Raw genomic sequence first — 13,848 nt, forward strand, 5'->3', positions numbered from 1 at the left:
GCTCACGTGCCCGTCGTCAAAACTGTAGCCAATACCCCATGACACGCTCGCGACACGTCATATCCAGGCGTGATCCGCGCCACAGTCTCCGGCTAGGACAGGTGCGAGATGTCGTTCACCAACCGGACCGAGGCGTTGCCGTCCGGATAGAACTCGACGATCGAAAGCGAGGCCAGGTCCAGGTGCAGGCGGAACAGCAGCGACGGCCCGGCGTCCAGGCCCATCCGCAGCAGCGACTTGATCGGCGTGACATGGCTGACCAGCACGAGCGTGCGCCCGCCGTACCGCGCGATCAGCTCGTCGCGGGCCTTGCGGACACGCCGGTGGACGCCGTCGAAGCTCTCGCCGCCCGGCGCCGCGATCGAGGTGTCGGAAAGCCAGTTCGTCTGGAACTCGGGATCGCGGTCCATGGCCTCTTTGAAGGTGAGGCCTTCCCAGTCGCCGAAATCGGTCTCGATCAGCCCGGGATGCGTCTCGACCCGGCCGCCCAGCGCGTCCGCGATCGCCTGCGCCGTCTGCTGGGTGCGGATCAGCGGCGAGGCGATGATCGGCGCGACCTCACCGTCGACGACCAGGCCCTCCATCGAGCCGAGGCGTTTCGCGGCGGCGGCCGCCTGCTGCTTGCCGTGGTCGGTGAGCGGCACGTCACCGCGGCCGGAGTACCGCTTGCCGACCGACATCGCCGTCTGGCCGTGCCGCACGAGGAGCAGTTTGGTCGGCGTGCCGGTGGCGCCTGTCCAGCCGACAGGGCTGATCCTGTCCTGCTTCACGGTCTTCTTCGGCGCTTCGGTCTTCTTCGCCGTCCCGGCGTCCATCGCCTCGTTCGCGAGCCCGTCCGCGTGGGAGTTCTCCGCGCGCGGGATCCACTCGTAGCGCACGCGGGAGAAGCGCGCCGCCAGCTCCTTGGCCTCGGCGTTCAGCGGCTGCATCGACGGGTGCTTGACCTTCCAGCGCCCGGACATCTGTTCCACCACGAGCTTCGAGTCCATTCGGACGTCCACTGTGGACGCTCCGAGCTCGGCGGCCGCGGCGAGCCCGGCGATCAGGCCGGAGTACTCGGCGACGTTGTTGGTCGCGATGCCGACGAAGTCCTTGCGCTCGGCGAGCACCTCACCGGTGGCCGGGTCCTTCACGACCGCGCCGTAGCCGGCGGGACCGGGGTTGCCCCGCGATCCGCCGTCGGCCTCGACGAGCACGTGGTCGGTCACAGGCCGGACTCCAGCGTGCGCACCAGGATGGCGCCACAGTTCTCGCACTGGATGACGTTGTCCTCGGGCGCGGCCTTGATCTCGGCGATCTCGCGGCGGTCGATGTCGAGCTGGCAGGCGCCGCAGCGGCGGGCCCGCAGCAGCGCCGCGCCGATCCCCTTGTGTGCCCGGACCCGCTCGTAGAGCTTCAGCAGGTCTTCCGGGATACGCGGCAGGAGCTTGGCGCGGTCCTCGTCGCGGCGCGCCTTCGTGGTGTCGAAGTCGGCGAAGTTCTCGTCGCGCCGGAGGATCGCTTCGGCGACCTCTCCCTCTGCCTTGGCGACCTCGGCACTGGTGCGCTGGGCGTCGAGGTCGAGCGCCTCACGGCGTTCCATCAACTCGAGCAGGTCGTCCTCGAGCGCGGACTGGCGCCGGTTGAGGCTGTTCAGCTCGTGCTCGATGTCGGTCATCTGCTTGGCCGCGACGGAACCGGATTCGAGGAGCTTGCGGTCGCGGTCGCCGCGGGCGCGCACCGACTCGATCTCCTTCTCCTGGCGGGCGATCTCGCGGTCGAGGTCGGACGCCGCCGTCTGGACCGAGACCAGCGCGTCGCGTCGTCCGCGCACCGTCGCCTCGCCCGCGTCGATCTCGGCGATCTCCGGGAGAGTGCGGCGGCGGTGGGCGGTACGCGAGAGTTCGGCGTCCACCTTCGCGAGTTCGAGCAGCTGGCGCTGGACGGCGGGGTCGGCCTTCACGGTGCTCCTTGAAGTTCTTAGTGCTCGGTTCGGGTGGCCCGTAGCGTCCACGGGTCGGTGCACCGCGTGGAGACGTGAACGACGACGTTACCCGCAAACGCGGCATGGACGACGGCCGAGGCTTGCTCACACCACGGCCATTCGCTCGCCCAGTGCGTGACGCCTACCAGGGCGGGGACTTCGGCGATCTCCGCGAGGTGTTCCCCGGCGGGATGATGCCGGAGATCGGCGGTGACGTACGCGTCGACCCCGGCGGCGGTGGCCCGCTTGAGATAGCTGTCGCCGGAACCGCCGGAAACCGCGACGCGGCGGATCGGGCGGTCCGGGTCACCCGCGCCGTAGACGCCGGGTTCGGTGCGGGGCAAGGCGTTCGCGACACGTTCGACGAAGGCGGAGAACGGTTCGGGCGCGGGCAGTTCGCCGATGCGGCCGATGCCGGTGACGCCGTCCTCGCGGGGGTCGAGCGGGCCGAGGACGGTCAGGCCGATGGCGTCGGCGAGCGCGTCGGAGACGCCGGGCGCCGCGGAGTCGGCGTTGGTGTGCGCGCAGTAGAGGGCGACACCGGCGCGGATCAGGCGGTGCACGAGGCGTCCCTTGGTGCTGTCGGCCGGGACGCCGTGGACGCCGCGCAGCAGCAACGGGTGGTGCGCGACGATCAGCCGCGCGCCGCCTTCGATCGCCTCGTCGACGGTCTCGTCGACCGGGTCGACGCAGAACAGGACCTTGTCCACGTTCTCGGCCGGGTCGCCGCAGACGAGACCGACGGCGTCCCACGATTCGGCGAGTTCGGGCGGGTACGCCCGCTCCAGGGCGGCGATGACTTCGGCAAGCGCGGGCACCGGGGGATTTTCGCATGTAGCGTTTCCGGGCATGCGACTTCGGGTGCTCTGCGCGCTGCTCGTGGCCGGTCTGCTGGCGGTGCCCACGCCGGCTTCGGCGTCTCCGGGTTTCTGGAAGCTGACCGATCTGGCCGCCCGGCGGGTGCAGATCGCCGACAAGGTCGCGGCCGCGAAGTTCGGCACGCCGTCGCCGATCGACGACCCGGTGCGCGAACAACAGATCCTCGACTCGGTGGCGGCGAAGGCGCCCGGCCTCGGCCTCGACGCGGACGGCGTGGTGCGGTTCTTCCGCGACCAGATCGAGGCGAACAAGGTCGTGCAGCGCGGCCTGTACGCGCGGTGGACCGAGCAACCCGGCACGCGGCCGCCCGGACGGCCCGATCTGGCGACCGAGGTCCGGCCGGTGATCGACCGGCTCAACGCGGGACTGCTCACCGAACTCGCCGCGACCCGGGACGCGCGGGCGCGGCGGTCCTGCGACGTACGACTCGCGGTCGCGGTGCGGCTGGTCGACGCGCGACGCGGGCTGGACCGGCTGCACTCGGTGGCGCTCGGGGAAGCGGTGCGGTCGGCCTGCACGCACCCCTGACCGCGGGGCGGGAGCAAGGGACCTTTGCTGTCGCCCTCGCGTCAGTCCAGCGCCTTCGCGTCCTTGTTGACCGCCCAGCGGCCGGCCGCGCGCATGACGCGGCCCGTCCACAGCATCGCCCGGTAGGCCTTCGTCGAGTGATCGGTGACGTCGGGGTGGACGACCTCGTACGGCGCGACGGAGGCGCTCGACCGCAGGTGCAACGGCATCCTGGTCATCGCCTCTTTCGGCGATCTCGCCTGGACGAAGTGGTGCTCCGAGAGGATCCGCCCGACCTCGTAGGGGTGCGGATGCTTCACGGTGATGCGATACCAGCGAAGCCCGGTTGCCGGGGACTCGACGATGGGTAGTGGTGCGCTCATACGCGACCTTCCTGCGTGTTTCTCTGCAGGAGGTCTACTCCCGCTTCGTCCCGGCTTTCCAGCTTCGCGCGCCCGGTAGCCGTTCGGAGCCGGTGAGCGGTCGATCTCCCCGGCCTTCACACTGATCGGGTGCTGCACATCGTCTTCGTCTGTTCCGGCAACATCTGCCGCTCCCCGATGGCCGAACTCGTCTTCCGCGCGAAGGTCGAGGAAGCCGGTCTCGACCACCTCGTGCAGGCGTCCAGCGCGGGTACCGGCGGCTGGCACGTCGGCGAGGCCGCCGACAAGCGGGCCCGCGCGAAGCTGGCCGAACACGGTTACCCGACCGGTCACGTCGCGGCCGAGGTCGACCGCGGGCATCTGGCCGCCGACCTGCTGCTCGCGGCGGACGACAGCCACCTGGCGTTCCTCCGGCGGAAGGTTTCGGACCCGGCGAAGGTCCGCCTGCTGCGCGAGTTCGATCCGTCCGCGCCCGAAGGCGCCGAGGTCCCGGACCCGTACTACGGCGAGGACGACGGTTTCGAGGACGTCCTCGGCATGATCGAGCGGGCCGTTCCGGGCCTGCTCGGCTGGGTGCGCGCACACGCCTGAGGCGGACCGCTTACCGTGGTGGGGTGCGGTTGAAGTTCCTGCTGAAGCCCGGGTGGCTGGCTTTGACGTTGGTGGTGTTCACCTTCGCCGTGTGCTGCTTCACCTTGCTGGCGCCGTGGCAGTTCTCCCGCGACAACGAGCGCGAACACCAGAACGCGGCCCTGCGGGAGTCGTTCTCCGGGCAGCCGCGGTCGCTGGATCAGTTGCTTCCCGGTGGAGCCGCTCCTGACCAGCGCACCGAATGGCACCTGGTCGCGATGAAGGGCACGTACCTGCCCGAGGGCGAGGTCGTGGCCCGCCTTCGCTCCGTACAGGGCGAAGCTGCCTTCGAGGTGCTGACGCCGTTCCGGACCGTCGAAGGCACGACCGTGCTGGTGGACCGCGGCTACGTCCGCCTCGACGACAAATCGCGCGCGCTCCCCTACGCCGCGCCTCCTGCCGGGATCGTCGACGTCGTCACGCGGGCACGTCACGACGAGCGGGACGGCAAGAACCGCGACGCCTTCGCCGACGGGTCGACAGGCGGGAAGCTGCAGAGCTACGTCGTCGATTCCCAGGTCGTCGCGCGCGCCGCGAAGCTGGACATCCGGCCGGGCTACTTCCAGCTCGACGTGGACCAGCCCGGCGTGCTCGGCGCGCTGCCGCTGCCGCAGACCGACGCGGGGCCGTTCTTCTCCTACGCGCTCCAGTGGATCGCGTTCGGGGCGATGGCGTTGATGGGCTGGCTGTACTTCACCGTCCGGGAACTGAAGCCGGGCGGCGCGCTGACCACGGCACGGCCGCAGCGGCGCAAGAGTGTCGCGGAGATGCTGGCCGAGGACGAACGCTCCGAAGTGGCCACCTGATCTGACCCGAAAATGGCCCTTTCATAGGTCCATTTCACGTGGTCATACTTCGCCCATGCGCCGAATGGCGGGCCTGGCTCTCGGCGCACGACTTCGGCCAGCCGATCGCCGACGGCGCGGGCCGCGACCTGCCTGTCGTCAACCCGGTGCACTTCGTCTACGACGGCGACCGGACGGTTTTGCCGCACCTCGCGCGCCCCAATCCGGTCTGGCCGCTGCTGGAGGAACACCCGCGTGCGCTGCTCGCGGTGACCGACGACCACACCTACATCCGATCCGACTGGAACACCCGGCCGACCCGCCGCACGGCGTCCCGACGTCGTACTACACGTCCATCCAGCTCGAATGCGACGTCCGGCTGGTCGACGACGCCGCGGAGAAGGCCGCGCTCCTGGACCGGCAGCTCGCGCACTTCGAACCGTCGGGCGACCGGGTCGCGGTGAGCGCCACCGAGGCGCCGGACAAGCGGCTGCTCCCCGGCATCCGCGGCGTCGAGCTGACCGTGACCGGGTGCGGGCGAAGTTCAAATACGGCGGGAACAAGCAGCCCGCCGACCGCTCGCGGATCGACGCCGCGCTGGAGCGGCGCGGCGGCCCGGGAGACACGCCGGCGCGGGCGCAGCTGGCGCGCCGGGAGCGATAGCAAAGGTCCCTTGCTCCCTGACCGGCATCGAGGCAGTGCCCCGACCGCGGACACGGGCCGCAAGCGAAACGCAGGCCGGTCCGTGAAGGCCTCCTTGCCTACCCTGAAGGTAGCGAAGGAGGCCTTCACGGACTCTGCGGGCAACGCGCGGCGTGGCCGAAGTGAGTGGCAACGAAGGTTGGAACCGTCCTGGCCACTCACGAGAGCGGAAGCCAAAAGCAGGTCAGCGCCGTCGTCGCCAAAAGCCGACGAGACCCGCCAGCACCACCGAGCTGATCGCGCCCAGCCACCCGACCACCCGCGAAAGCTCCACGGCCCGCGTCACGTGCCCGGCGTCCGGGTTGCGGCCGATGCCGAGCACCGGCAGTTCCTCGACCCCGTGCGGATACACCGTCCGCCCGCCGACCCGGATCTCCAGCGCCCCGGCGAAAGCCGCCTCGACGCGGCCCGCGTTCGGGCTCGGGTGCGCGGCCGTGTCCCGGCGCCACGCCCGCCACGCGCCGCCCGCCGAACCGCCGACGACCGGTGCCGCGAGCACGGTCAGCCCGGCCGCGACCCGCGTGGGCACGAGATGGACGATTTCGTCCACCCTGGCGACGAACCAGCGGTACCGCTCGGGGCGGCCCCGGCCGAGGCCGCGCAGCAGGCTGATCACGCGCGAGCCGAGCAGGCCGGGGACCCCGGCCAGCGCTCCCCACACCAGGGGCGCGATGACGACGTCCGCGGTGTTCTCGGCGAGCGTCTCCACCGAAGCGCGCGAAAGGCCGATGACGCCGAGTCCGTCGGCGACGCGGGGGTCCAGTGTGGACAGTGTGCCACGTGCGGTCTCGAGCTCGCCTTCTTCGAGATCCCGCGCCAGCGACGTGCCGTGCGCGGCCAGTCCGGCGGCGCCGAGGACGGCCCAGGTGGCCACCGCGGTCGTGGTCGCCTGCAAAACGAGGCTGCGCCGTCCGGCGCGTTCGGCGAGTACACCCGCCAGCACGGCGGAGCCCGCGAGGCCACCGGTCCACAGCACCCCGGCCGCCGGATGCTTCGAGCGGACCTTCGCGTCCATCGTCGAAGCCGCCCTGGCGAACGCCGTCACCGGACGCCGCGATCGGGGATCCCCGATCGCCCCGTCCGCGGCCACCCCCAACACCAAGCCGATCGCGCGCGCCGCGCTCACCGTCGCCCCCTGCATGCAGTATCCCTCGAAGACCTGCAGAGATTACTCGAAGATCATCCGTCCAGAAGGACGGCCATCTCGTCACGCGCCTGGATGACGATGTCCCGCATCGCGCGTTCGGCCCGGTCAGCGTCACCGGCGTCGACGGCGGCCGCGACCTCGACGTGCAGCGCGACGGCCTCGGGCTGGGGTTCCTCCGGCATCAGCCCGTGCCCGGTGCGCCCGGCGAGCACCTCGGCGACGACCGCCGAAAGCTGCGCGAACATCGGATTCCGCGACGCGGTCAGCAGCAGCTCGTGGAAAGCGACGTCGTGCTCCAGGAAGGTCACGAGGTCCCGCCGGTGCGCCGTCTCCTCCAGTCGCTTCGCCACAGCCCGGAGACGCCCGCCTTCTTCCGGCGTCGCCCGCAACGCCGCGAACCGGGCCGCGCACGGTTCGACGCCGGACCGCAACTCGGTCAGCGTGCGCAGCGCGGTCTTCCGCTCGGATCCGTCGAGTTGCCAGCGGAGCAGTCTCGGGTCGTAATGGTTCCAGTCGCGCGGCTCGCGCACGGTCATCCCGACGCGGCGTTTGCTGCTGGTCAGGCACATCGTCTCCAGTACGCGCACGACCTCGCGCGCCACCGTGCGCGACGCGCCGAACCGCTCCTGAAGCTCGTCGGAGCGCAGCACCGCACCCGGCGGGATCTCCCCGTTCGCGATCGCGGAGCCGAGCGCGTCGAGCATTTCGGCGTGCCTGTCGTTGCCCACCAGGCGACCTTAACGTTCTGACTCGATTAAGTAGTACTTGATGTTGCTTAAGTAGTACTTTTGAGCTGTACTCGTCGGGCTACAGCGACGTGGGAGGTACGGATGACCGTCATCGTGGTGATGGGCGTTTCCGGCTCGGGCAAGACGACCGTGGGCACGGCACTCGCCGAGCGCCTTGGCGTGGACTACGCCGAAGCGGACACGTTCCATCCGCAGGCCAACATCGACAAGATGAGCTCCGGCCACCCGCTGAACGACGAAGACCGCCAGCCGTGGCTCGAAGCCATCGCCGGCTGGATCGCCGAACACCAGGACTCGGGCGGCGTCGTCACCTCCTCCGCGCTCAAGTACCGGTACCGCGACGTCCTGCGCGGCGGCGGCGACGTCTGGTTCCTGCACCTGCACGGCGACCGCGAACTGCTCGCGAGCCGGATGAAGACGCGCTCCGGGCACTTCATGCCGGTGTCCCTTTTGGACTCCCAGCTCGCCGACCTGGAACCGTTGCGACCGGACGAATTCGGCCTCATCGCCGATATCTCCAAGACACCGGACGAGATCGTCGAAACCACCCTTTCCGCCTTCAAGGACCGCTGATGACCACCACTCTCGCCGCCGCCTGGACCGGACACGACACCCGCCTCATCGGCGCGACGGTGCTCGCCATCGCCGTGATCGTCGTCCTGATCACCAAGGCGAAGCAGCATCCGTTCCTGGCCCTCATCCTCGGCTCCGGCGTGCTCGGACTGGTCGGGGGCATGCCGGTGGACAAGCTGATCAAGAGCTTCAGTTCCGGTGTCGGCTCCACCGTCGCCTCGGTCGGCGTGCTGATCGCGCTCGGCGCGATGCTCGGCAAACTGCTCGCCGATTCCGGCGGCGCGGACCAGATCGTCGACACCATCCTGCGCCGCGCGGGCAAGCGCACCCTGCCGTGGGCAATGGCGCTGGTCGCCGCGCTGATCGGGCTGCCGATGTTCTTCGAGATCGGCCTGGTCATGCTGATCCCGGTGATCCTGCTGGTCGCCAAGCGCACTGGGAAACCGTTGCTGTTGCTGGGAATCCCCGCGCTCGCCGGGCTTTCGGTGCTGCACGGCCTCGTCCCGCCGCACCCCGGCCCGCTCGCCGCCGCGGGCGCGCTGAACGCGAACATCGGCCTCACCCTGGCCTTCGGCCTGCTCGTCGCGATCCCGACGGTGATCATCGCCGGACCGCTGTTCGGCAGGCTGGCCGCGAAGATGGTCCCGGACGCCGTCGCGCCGGAACGGCTCGTCCCCGAGTCCTCGTCCGCAGAAGGCCGCCGTCCCGGCTTCCTCGCGACGCTGTCCACGGTGCTGCTGCCGGTCGTGCTGATGATGGGCAAGGCGCTCGCGGACATCCTGCTGGAGAAGGAGAACCACCTCCGCCGCGTGCTGGACTTCATCGGTGACCCACTGGTGGCGCTGCTCGCCGCGGTCCTGCTCGGCATGCTCACCCTCGGCAAGTCCGCGGGCTTCACGCGGGACAAGCTTTCGTCCACCGTGGCCGATTCGCTGCCGCCGATCGCCGGCATCCTGCTCATCGTCGGCGCGGGCGGCGGATTCAAGCAGACCCTCGTCGACGCCGGGGTCGGCAATGTCATCACGAGCCTGGCCACCGGCGCGAACCTGTCGCCGCTGCTGCTCGGCTGGCTGGTCGCGGTCGCGATCCGGCTCGCCACCGGCTCCGCGACCGTCGCGACCGTGTCCGCCGCGGGCATCGTGGCACCGCTCGCGGCGACCATGGACCCGTCGCACAGTGCGCTGCTCGTGCTGGCGATCGGCGCCGGTTCGCTGTTCTTCTCGCACGTCAACGACGCCGGGTTCTGGCTGGTCAAGGAGTATTTCGGGCTTTCGGTCGGACAGACGCTGAAGAGCTGGTCGGTCATGGAGACGATCATCTCCGTGACCGCGATCGCGCTGATCCTGCCGCTGGGCGCCCTCCTGTAGCGCTCTCCGAGCGTGTGAAGTCACCGGTTGACATGTGACCTTTTGGTCACCTATTCTTCCTTCGTGCCCGACGACGACCTGGTTTTCAAGGCCCTGGCGGATCCGACCCGCCGGTTCCTGCTCGACCAGCTGTTCGCGCGTGACGGCCGCACGCTGACCGAACTCGAGTCCGAAGTGGACATGAGCCGGTTCGGCGTGATGAAGCACTTGAAACTGCTGGAAGAAGCCGGACTTGTCGTCACGCGCAAGGAGGGCCGGGAGAAGAAGCATTTCCTCAACCCGGTACCGATCCGGCAGATCCACGACCGGTGGATCGACAAGTTCACCGAGCGCAACGTGACCGCGTTGCTCGACCTCAAAGCCGAACTCGAAACCCCCGAACACGAGGAGCCGTCATGACCGACACCCAGGTCTACCGCGTCTACATCAAGGCCACCCCGGAGAAGATCTGGGACGCGATCACGAAGCCCGAGTGGTCGCGGAAGTACGGCTACACCGGCCTCGTCGACTTCGACCTGCGGCCGGGCGGCAAGCACGCCACCCACCCGACGCCGGAATACGTCGAAGCCGGCTTCACCAACGACCTGGTGGACGGCGAGGTGCTGGAGGTCGATCCGCCACGCAAGCTGGTCGTCACCTGGAAACTGCGGATGGACCCGGCCTTCGACAAGGAGCCGTACACCAAGCTCACCTACGAGATCGAAGAGACGAAGTCCGCGGGCACCCGGCTGACCGTCACCCACGACGTCACCGACGCGCCCACGACGGCCGCGCTGGTCAACGGCTCGCAGGAGAACATCAACGCCGGGCCGGGCGAGAACGCCGGTGGCGGCTGGGCGTGGATCCTGTCGGACTTCAAGTCGCTGCTGGAGACGGACGAGCCGCTCGTCCCCGCCGCTTCCTGAGCCGATGTCCGTGAAGGCCTCCTTCCCTACGCTCAAGGTAGGGAAGGAGGCCTTCACGGACCTTCAGACCCGTTTGGTCGCGGCCTTCAGGGAGGACTTCGCGGCGTCGGGGGCGCCGATGGTGTCCAGGGCGAACAGAGCCGCGCCGACCACAGGAGCGACGTCGACGACTTGCACCGAAGCGCGCGGAGCCACCTTCAGGCACCGCCGCTCGATCTCCGCGATCACCGGCGCGCCGACCCCGGTCAGCACTCCCCCGCCGAGGATGACTTCGGGCGCTTCCCCGGTCAGTTCGAGCCGCCGCAGGATGACCGCGACCAGCACGGCGACCTCCTCGACGAACCGGACGACCACGTCCTGCGCCACCTCGTCACCGCCCGCCGCGACAGCGAACAGCAGCGGGCACAGGCCGTGGATGGCATCGGTGTGCAACTCCTCGAAATGCAGTCGCTGCACCACTTCCAGCACCGAAGACGCCTTGAAGTGCGCGGCGACGGCCGCCTGCAGGGCCGTGCCGGGACCCCTGCCGTCCTCCGCGCGGACGGCCCACCACAGCGCCTCCTCGCCCAGCCGGTAGCCGCCGCCCCAGTCGCCGGAGATCTTGCCCAGCGCCGGAAACCGCTGCTCACGACCGTCGGCGCTGACGCCGGCACCGTTGATCCCGGCGCCGCACACCACCGCCACCCCCGTCCCGTCGGAACTGCCCGCGCGCAGCAGCGCGAGCGTGTCGTTGCCGACGATCAGCGAGTCACTCCAGCCGCGGGCGGCCAGCGCCGCGTGCAGGATCGCTTCCTCCTGCGGGAAATCCAGTCCCGCGAGGTAGGCCGACGTATGTGCCGCGAACGGCCGTTCGTCGGGAAGCCCTGCCCCGCGAAGGGCTTCCAGGACCAGCTCTTCCAGCAGGCGGACGCTGGCCTCGACCCCGATGTTCTGCGGCGACGCGCCCGGCCCCCGCGACTGCCCGAGCACCCGTCCGTCCCGGGAGACGATCAGGACGTCGGTCTTGCTGTTGCCGCCGTCGATCGCGACGACGACGTCTGGTGAGCCGGCCGTCATGCCCCCGCCCACGGCAGGAACTCACGGTTGACCTGCACGAGGGTGTCGGCGAGCTGATCGGCCTTGGTGTACTGCCCGACCAGCGGATGCGCGAGCAGCGCGTCGGCCACCCGGTCCCGGCCGCCCTTGATCGCCGCCTCCAGCGCGAGGTGCTCGTACGCGGTCACCCCGGCGATGAGCCCGGCGAACCGCTGCTCGACCGGCGCCTGCGGGATCGGACGGGGACCGTTACCGTCCACAAGGGACGGAACCTCGATGACGGCGTCGTCCGGCAGGAAGTCGAAAGTGCCTTCGTTGCGGACGTTGACGACGTGCTCCTCCGCGGGCCCGCCCGAGGTGAGCGCGTGCACGAGCTGCACCGCGGCCTCGGAATAGTAGGCACCGCCCCGCTTTTCCAGCTGCTCCGGTTTGGTCACCACCTCCGGGTCGAGGTACACCTTGAGCAGTTCCTCCTCGACGTCGCTGACGACGTCCGCGCGCGGCCGCTCGGTGCGCTGCTTGGTGACCTGCTCGTCGTGCCCGTAGTAGTACTTCAGGTAGTACGACGGCACGACGTTCATCCGCCGCATCCACTCCACCGGCGCGGTGACGTGCTCGCCGAGGAATTCCGCGTGCTCCGCCAGGAGTTCCGGCAGCCGGTCCTCGCCGTTGACGAGCACCTCCCGCTCCCAGCTCAGGTGGTTCAGTCCGGTGTGGACGAGTTTGACGTCGTCGATACCGGCCCCGAGCAGATGCGCGAACGTGCGCTGGAGGTGGATCGCGACGTTGCACAGCCCGACGGCGCGGTGGCCCTCGTTCAGCAGCGCGCGGGTGACGATGCCGACCGGGTTGGTGAAGTTGACGATCCAGGTGTCGTCCCCGGCGGCTTTCCGGACCCTGTCGGCGATGTCGAGCACCACCGGCACGGTGCGCAGCGCCTTCGCGAGGCCGCCCGCGCCCGTGGTCTCCTGGCCGACACAGCCGCAGGCGTGCGGGAACGTCTCGTCCCCGCGCCGCGCGCGCTGCCCGCCGACCCGCAGCTGGATCAGCACCGCCGCCGCGCCCTCGACACCCTCTTCGAGGTTGGCGGTGGTGCGGACCCGCGCCGGATGCCCGGCGTGGTTCAGCAACCGGTTGCTGAAGTCCCCGACCGCCTCCACCCGGTAGGCGTCCGGATCGATCAGCACGATCTCGTCGACGTCCAAAGTGGACCGCCGCCCGGCGATCCCGTCGATCAGCTCGGGTGTGTAAGTGGAACCGCCACCGACGACTGCCAGTTTCATCCCTTGACCCCTGTGAATGTGACGCCCTTGACGAAGGACTTCTGCGCGAACACGAACAGCACGATCACCGGCAGCATGATCAGTGCGGTGGCCGCCATGGTGAGATTCCATTCCACGTGGTGCATCCCGCGGAACGACGCGATCGCCAGCGAAAGCGGCCAGCTGTCGCGGGTCTCACCGGTGTAGAGCAGCGGACCGAAATAATCGTTCCAGGTGAACAGGAAGCAGAACATCGCGGTGGCCGCGATCCCCGGCTTCGCCATCGGGATCAGCACCTTGATCATCGCCTGGAACTCGTTGCAACCGTCGATCTTCGCCGCTTCGAGGTAGTCCTTCGGAATGGTCAGGAAGAACTGCCGCAGCAGGAAGATCGAGAACGCGTCGAAGAAGAAGTACGGCACGATCAGCGGGATCAGCGTCCCGGTGAACCCGAGCCGCACCCACAGGTCGTACAGCGGCACGACGGTGACCTGTGGCGGCAGCATCATCGCGGCCACGGTCAGCATGAAGAACAGGTTCTGCCCGCGGAACTTCAGCTTCGAAAGCGCGTACGCCGCCGGGATCGCCGAAACGAGCGCCCCGAACGTGGCCAGCGTCGAATACAGCATGCTGTTGCCGAAGTACTGCAACAGCGGCGCCTTTTCGAACACCTCGATGAAATTCTCGAAGTGCCATTCCTTCGGCCAGAAATTGGACGAAAGCGCCTGGTCGCTGGACATCACCGCGGTGAGGAACACGAACAGGATGGGCAGCACGAAGATCACGCCCATCGCGATACCCAGGCTGTGCGTCGCGATCCAGTACAGCTTCTTGTCCCATTGGCGCCGCATCCGCGCCTTCGGCGGTTCGGACGCCGGGGCGGCGTGCCGGGGCTCGGCCAGTGTGGTCATCCGCCCGCTCCGCTCATGCGGGACACCCGCACCCGGTCGGGGCCATGAAC

Annotated in this window: 16 protein-coding genes and 1 pseudogene; 8 read left to right on the forward strand and 9 right to left on the reverse strand. The window is 69.4% G+C overall.

The annotated features are described in order from the left end of the window. Positions 1-92: 92 nt before the first annotated feature. From ACFOSH_RS20450 to ACFOSH_RS20460, 3 genes are read right to left on the reverse strand one after another with little or no spacing between them, the layout of a single operon-like run. A complete protein-coding gene (locus tag ACFOSH_RS20450; RefSeq protein WP_378240591.1) occupies positions 93-1,208 on the reverse strand; it encodes a bifunctional RNase H/acid phosphatase in 1,116 nt (371 codons plus the stop codon). After that, positions 1,205-1,942, reverse strand: coding sequence for a zinc ribbon domain-containing protein (locus ACFOSH_RS20455; protein WP_378240592.1), 738 nt, complete (start codon positions 1,940-1,942; stop codon positions 1,205-1,207). The genes ACFOSH_RS20450 and ACFOSH_RS20455 overlap by 4 nt, the downstream gene beginning before the upstream one ends. 17 nt (positions 1,943-1,959) lie before the next feature. Next, positions 1,960-2,781, reverse strand: coding sequence for a Nif3-like dinuclear metal center hexameric protein (locus ACFOSH_RS20460; protein ID WP_378240593.1), 822 nt, complete (start codon positions 2,779-2,781; stop codon positions 1,960-1,962). A 31-nt stretch (positions 2,782-2,812) separates the two neighbouring features. Between ACFOSH_RS20460 and ACFOSH_RS20465 the strand changes: the two genes are divergently transcribed. After that, positions 2,813-3,370 carry a chorismate mutase gene (locus ACFOSH_RS20465; RefSeq protein WP_378240594.1) on the forward strand — a complete coding sequence of 186 codons (558 nt, stop codon included), beginning with the start codon at positions 2,813-2,815 and terminating at the stop codon, positions 3,368-3,370. Positions 3,371-3,411: 41 nt separating this feature from the next. On the opposite strand, the gene ACFOSH_RS20470 is transcribed toward ACFOSH_RS20465, so the two are convergent. Then, positions 3,412-3,732, reverse strand: a complete 321-nt coding sequence (locus tag ACFOSH_RS20470; RefSeq protein ID WP_378240595.1) for a hypothetical protein — start codon at positions 3,730-3,732, stop codon at positions 3,412-3,414. 129 nt (positions 3,733-3,861) lie between these two features. Between ACFOSH_RS20470 and ACFOSH_RS20475 the strand changes: the two genes are divergently transcribed. The 3 genes and pseudogenes from ACFOSH_RS20475 to ACFOSH_RS20485 all read left to right on the forward strand — a co-directional run bounded on the left by ACFOSH_RS20475 (position 3,862) and on the right by ACFOSH_RS20485 (position 5,810). Continuing rightward, on the forward strand, positions 3,862-4,323 hold the full coding sequence (locus ACFOSH_RS20475) for a low molecular weight protein-tyrosine-phosphatase (RefSeq protein ID WP_378240596.1): 462 nt from the start codon (positions 3,862-3,864) through the stop codon (positions 4,321-4,323). Positions 4,324-4,346: 23 nt separating this feature from the next. Continuing rightward, a complete protein-coding gene (locus ACFOSH_RS20480) occupies positions 4,347-5,168 on the forward strand; it encodes an SURF1 family cytochrome oxidase biogenesis protein (protein ID WP_378240597.1) in 822 nt (273 codons plus the stop codon). Positions 5,169-5,206: 38 nt separating this feature from the next. Beyond that, positions 5,207-5,810 (forward strand): annotated as a pseudogene (locus tag ACFOSH_RS20485) (FMN-binding negative transcriptional regulator). A gap of 223 nt (positions 5,811-6,033) precedes the next feature. Here the strand turns inward: ACFOSH_RS20485 and ACFOSH_RS20490 are convergent. Together ACFOSH_RS20490 and ACFOSH_RS20495 are read right to left on the reverse strand one after the other, a co-directional pair. Further along, positions 6,034-6,990, reverse strand: a complete 957-nt coding sequence (locus tag ACFOSH_RS20490; RefSeq protein ID WP_378240598.1) for a CobD/CbiB family cobalamin biosynthesis protein — start codon at positions 6,988-6,990, stop codon at positions 6,034-6,036. A gap of 38 nt (positions 6,991-7,028) precedes the next feature. Further along, positions 7,029-7,700 carry a FadR/GntR family transcriptional regulator gene (locus ACFOSH_RS20495; protein ID WP_378240679.1) on the reverse strand — a complete coding sequence of 224 codons (672 nt, stop codon included), beginning with the start codon at positions 7,698-7,700 and terminating at the stop codon, positions 7,029-7,031. A 126-nt stretch (positions 7,701-7,826) separates the two neighbouring features. Between ACFOSH_RS20495 and ACFOSH_RS20500 the strand changes: the two genes are divergently transcribed. The 4 genes from ACFOSH_RS20500 to ACFOSH_RS20515 all read left to right on the forward strand — a co-directional run bounded on the left by ACFOSH_RS20500 (position 7,827) and on the right by ACFOSH_RS20515 (position 10,590). Beyond that, positions 7,827-8,318: a gluconokinase gene (locus ACFOSH_RS20500; protein ID WP_378240599.1), complete on the forward strand. Its 492-nt coding sequence runs from the start codon at positions 7,827-7,829 to the stop codon at positions 8,316-8,318. Next, positions 8,318-9,685, forward strand: a complete 1,368-nt coding sequence (locus ACFOSH_RS20505) for a GntT/GntP/DsdX family permease (RefSeq protein ID WP_378240600.1) — start codon at positions 8,318-8,320, stop codon at positions 9,683-9,685. The genes ACFOSH_RS20500 and ACFOSH_RS20505 overlap by 1 nt, the downstream gene beginning before the upstream one ends. A gap of 63 nt (positions 9,686-9,748) precedes the next feature. Then, the gene (locus ACFOSH_RS20510; RefSeq protein ID WP_378240601.1) at positions 9,749-10,084 is read left to right on the forward strand and encodes an ArsR/SmtB family transcription factor; all 336 of its coding nucleotides are present in this window, start codon (positions 9,749-9,751) and stop codon (positions 10,082-10,084) included. Further along, complete coding sequence (locus ACFOSH_RS20515; protein ID WP_378240603.1) at positions 10,081-10,590, forward strand: SRPBCC family protein; 510 nt, start codon at positions 10,081-10,083, stop codon at positions 10,588-10,590. Before ACFOSH_RS20510 ends, ACFOSH_RS20515 begins: the two co-directional genes overlap by 4 nt. A gap of 63 nt (positions 10,591-10,653) precedes the next feature. Here the strand turns inward: ACFOSH_RS20515 and ACFOSH_RS20520 are convergent, their stop codons facing one another. The 3 genes from ACFOSH_RS20520 to ACFOSH_RS20530 are packed head-to-tail and all read right to left on the reverse strand — an operon-like array spanning position 10,654 to position 13,798. Further along, positions 10,654-11,658, reverse strand: coding sequence for an N-acetylglucosamine kinase (locus ACFOSH_RS20520; protein ID WP_378240604.1), 1,005 nt, complete (start codon positions 11,656-11,658; stop codon positions 10,654-10,656). After that, positions 11,643-12,908 (reverse strand): 6-phospho-beta-glucosidase, encoded by a 1,266-nt coding sequence (locus ACFOSH_RS20525; protein ID WP_378240605.1) that lies wholly within the window; start codon positions 12,906-12,908, stop codon positions 11,643-11,645. The genes ACFOSH_RS20520 and ACFOSH_RS20525 overlap by 16 nt, the downstream gene beginning before the upstream one ends. Next, on the reverse strand, positions 12,905-13,798 hold the full coding sequence (locus ACFOSH_RS20530; protein ID WP_378240606.1) for a carbohydrate ABC transporter permease: 894 nt from the start codon (positions 13,796-13,798) through the stop codon (positions 12,905-12,907). Before ACFOSH_RS20530 ends, ACFOSH_RS20525 begins: the two co-directional genes overlap by 4 nt. Positions 13,799-13,848 lie beyond the last annotated feature (50 nt).

This window comes from Amycolatopsis speibonae, from assembly GCF_042647925.1.
GTDB lineage: Bacteria > Actinomycetota > Actinomycetes > Mycobacteriales > Pseudonocardiaceae > Amycolatopsis > Amycolatopsis speibonae.

Bases quoted from the DNA above. Each gene is read 5' to 3' on its own strand.
- ACFOSH_RS20465 (WP_378240594.1), top strand. From the start codon at position 2,813: ATGCGACTTCGGGTGCTCTGCGCGCTGCTCGTGGCCGGTCTGCTGGCG.
- ACFOSH_RS20470 (WP_378240595.1), bottom strand. From the start codon at position 3,732: ATGAGCGCACCACTACCCATCGTCGAGTCCCCGGCAACCGGGCTTCGC.
- ACFOSH_RS20490 (WP_378240598.1), bottom strand. From the start codon at position 6,990: ATGCAGGGGGCGACGGTGAGCGCGGCGCGCGCGATCGGCTTGGTGTTG.
- ACFOSH_RS20495 (WP_378240679.1), bottom strand. From the start codon at position 7,700: ATGCTCGACGCGCTCGGCTCCGCGATCGCGAACGGGGAGATCCCGCCG.
- ACFOSH_RS20500 (WP_378240599.1), top strand. From the start codon at position 7,827: ATGACCGTCATCGTGGTGATGGGCGTTTCCGGCTCGGGCAAGACGACC.
- ACFOSH_RS20505 (WP_378240600.1), top strand. From the start codon at position 8,318: ATGACCACCACTCTCGCCGCCGCCTGGACCGGACACGACACCCGCCTC.
- ACFOSH_RS20515 (WP_378240603.1), top strand. From the start codon at position 10,081: ATGACCGACACCCAGGTCTACCGCGTCTACATCAAGGCCACCCCGGAG.
- ACFOSH_RS20525 (WP_378240605.1), bottom strand. From the start codon at position 12,908: ATGAAACTGGCAGTCGTCGGTGGCGGTTCCACTTACACACCCGAGCTG.
- ACFOSH_RS20530 (WP_378240606.1), bottom strand. From the start codon at position 13,798: ATGACCACACTGGCCGAGCCCCGGCACGCCGCCCCGGCGTCCGAACCG.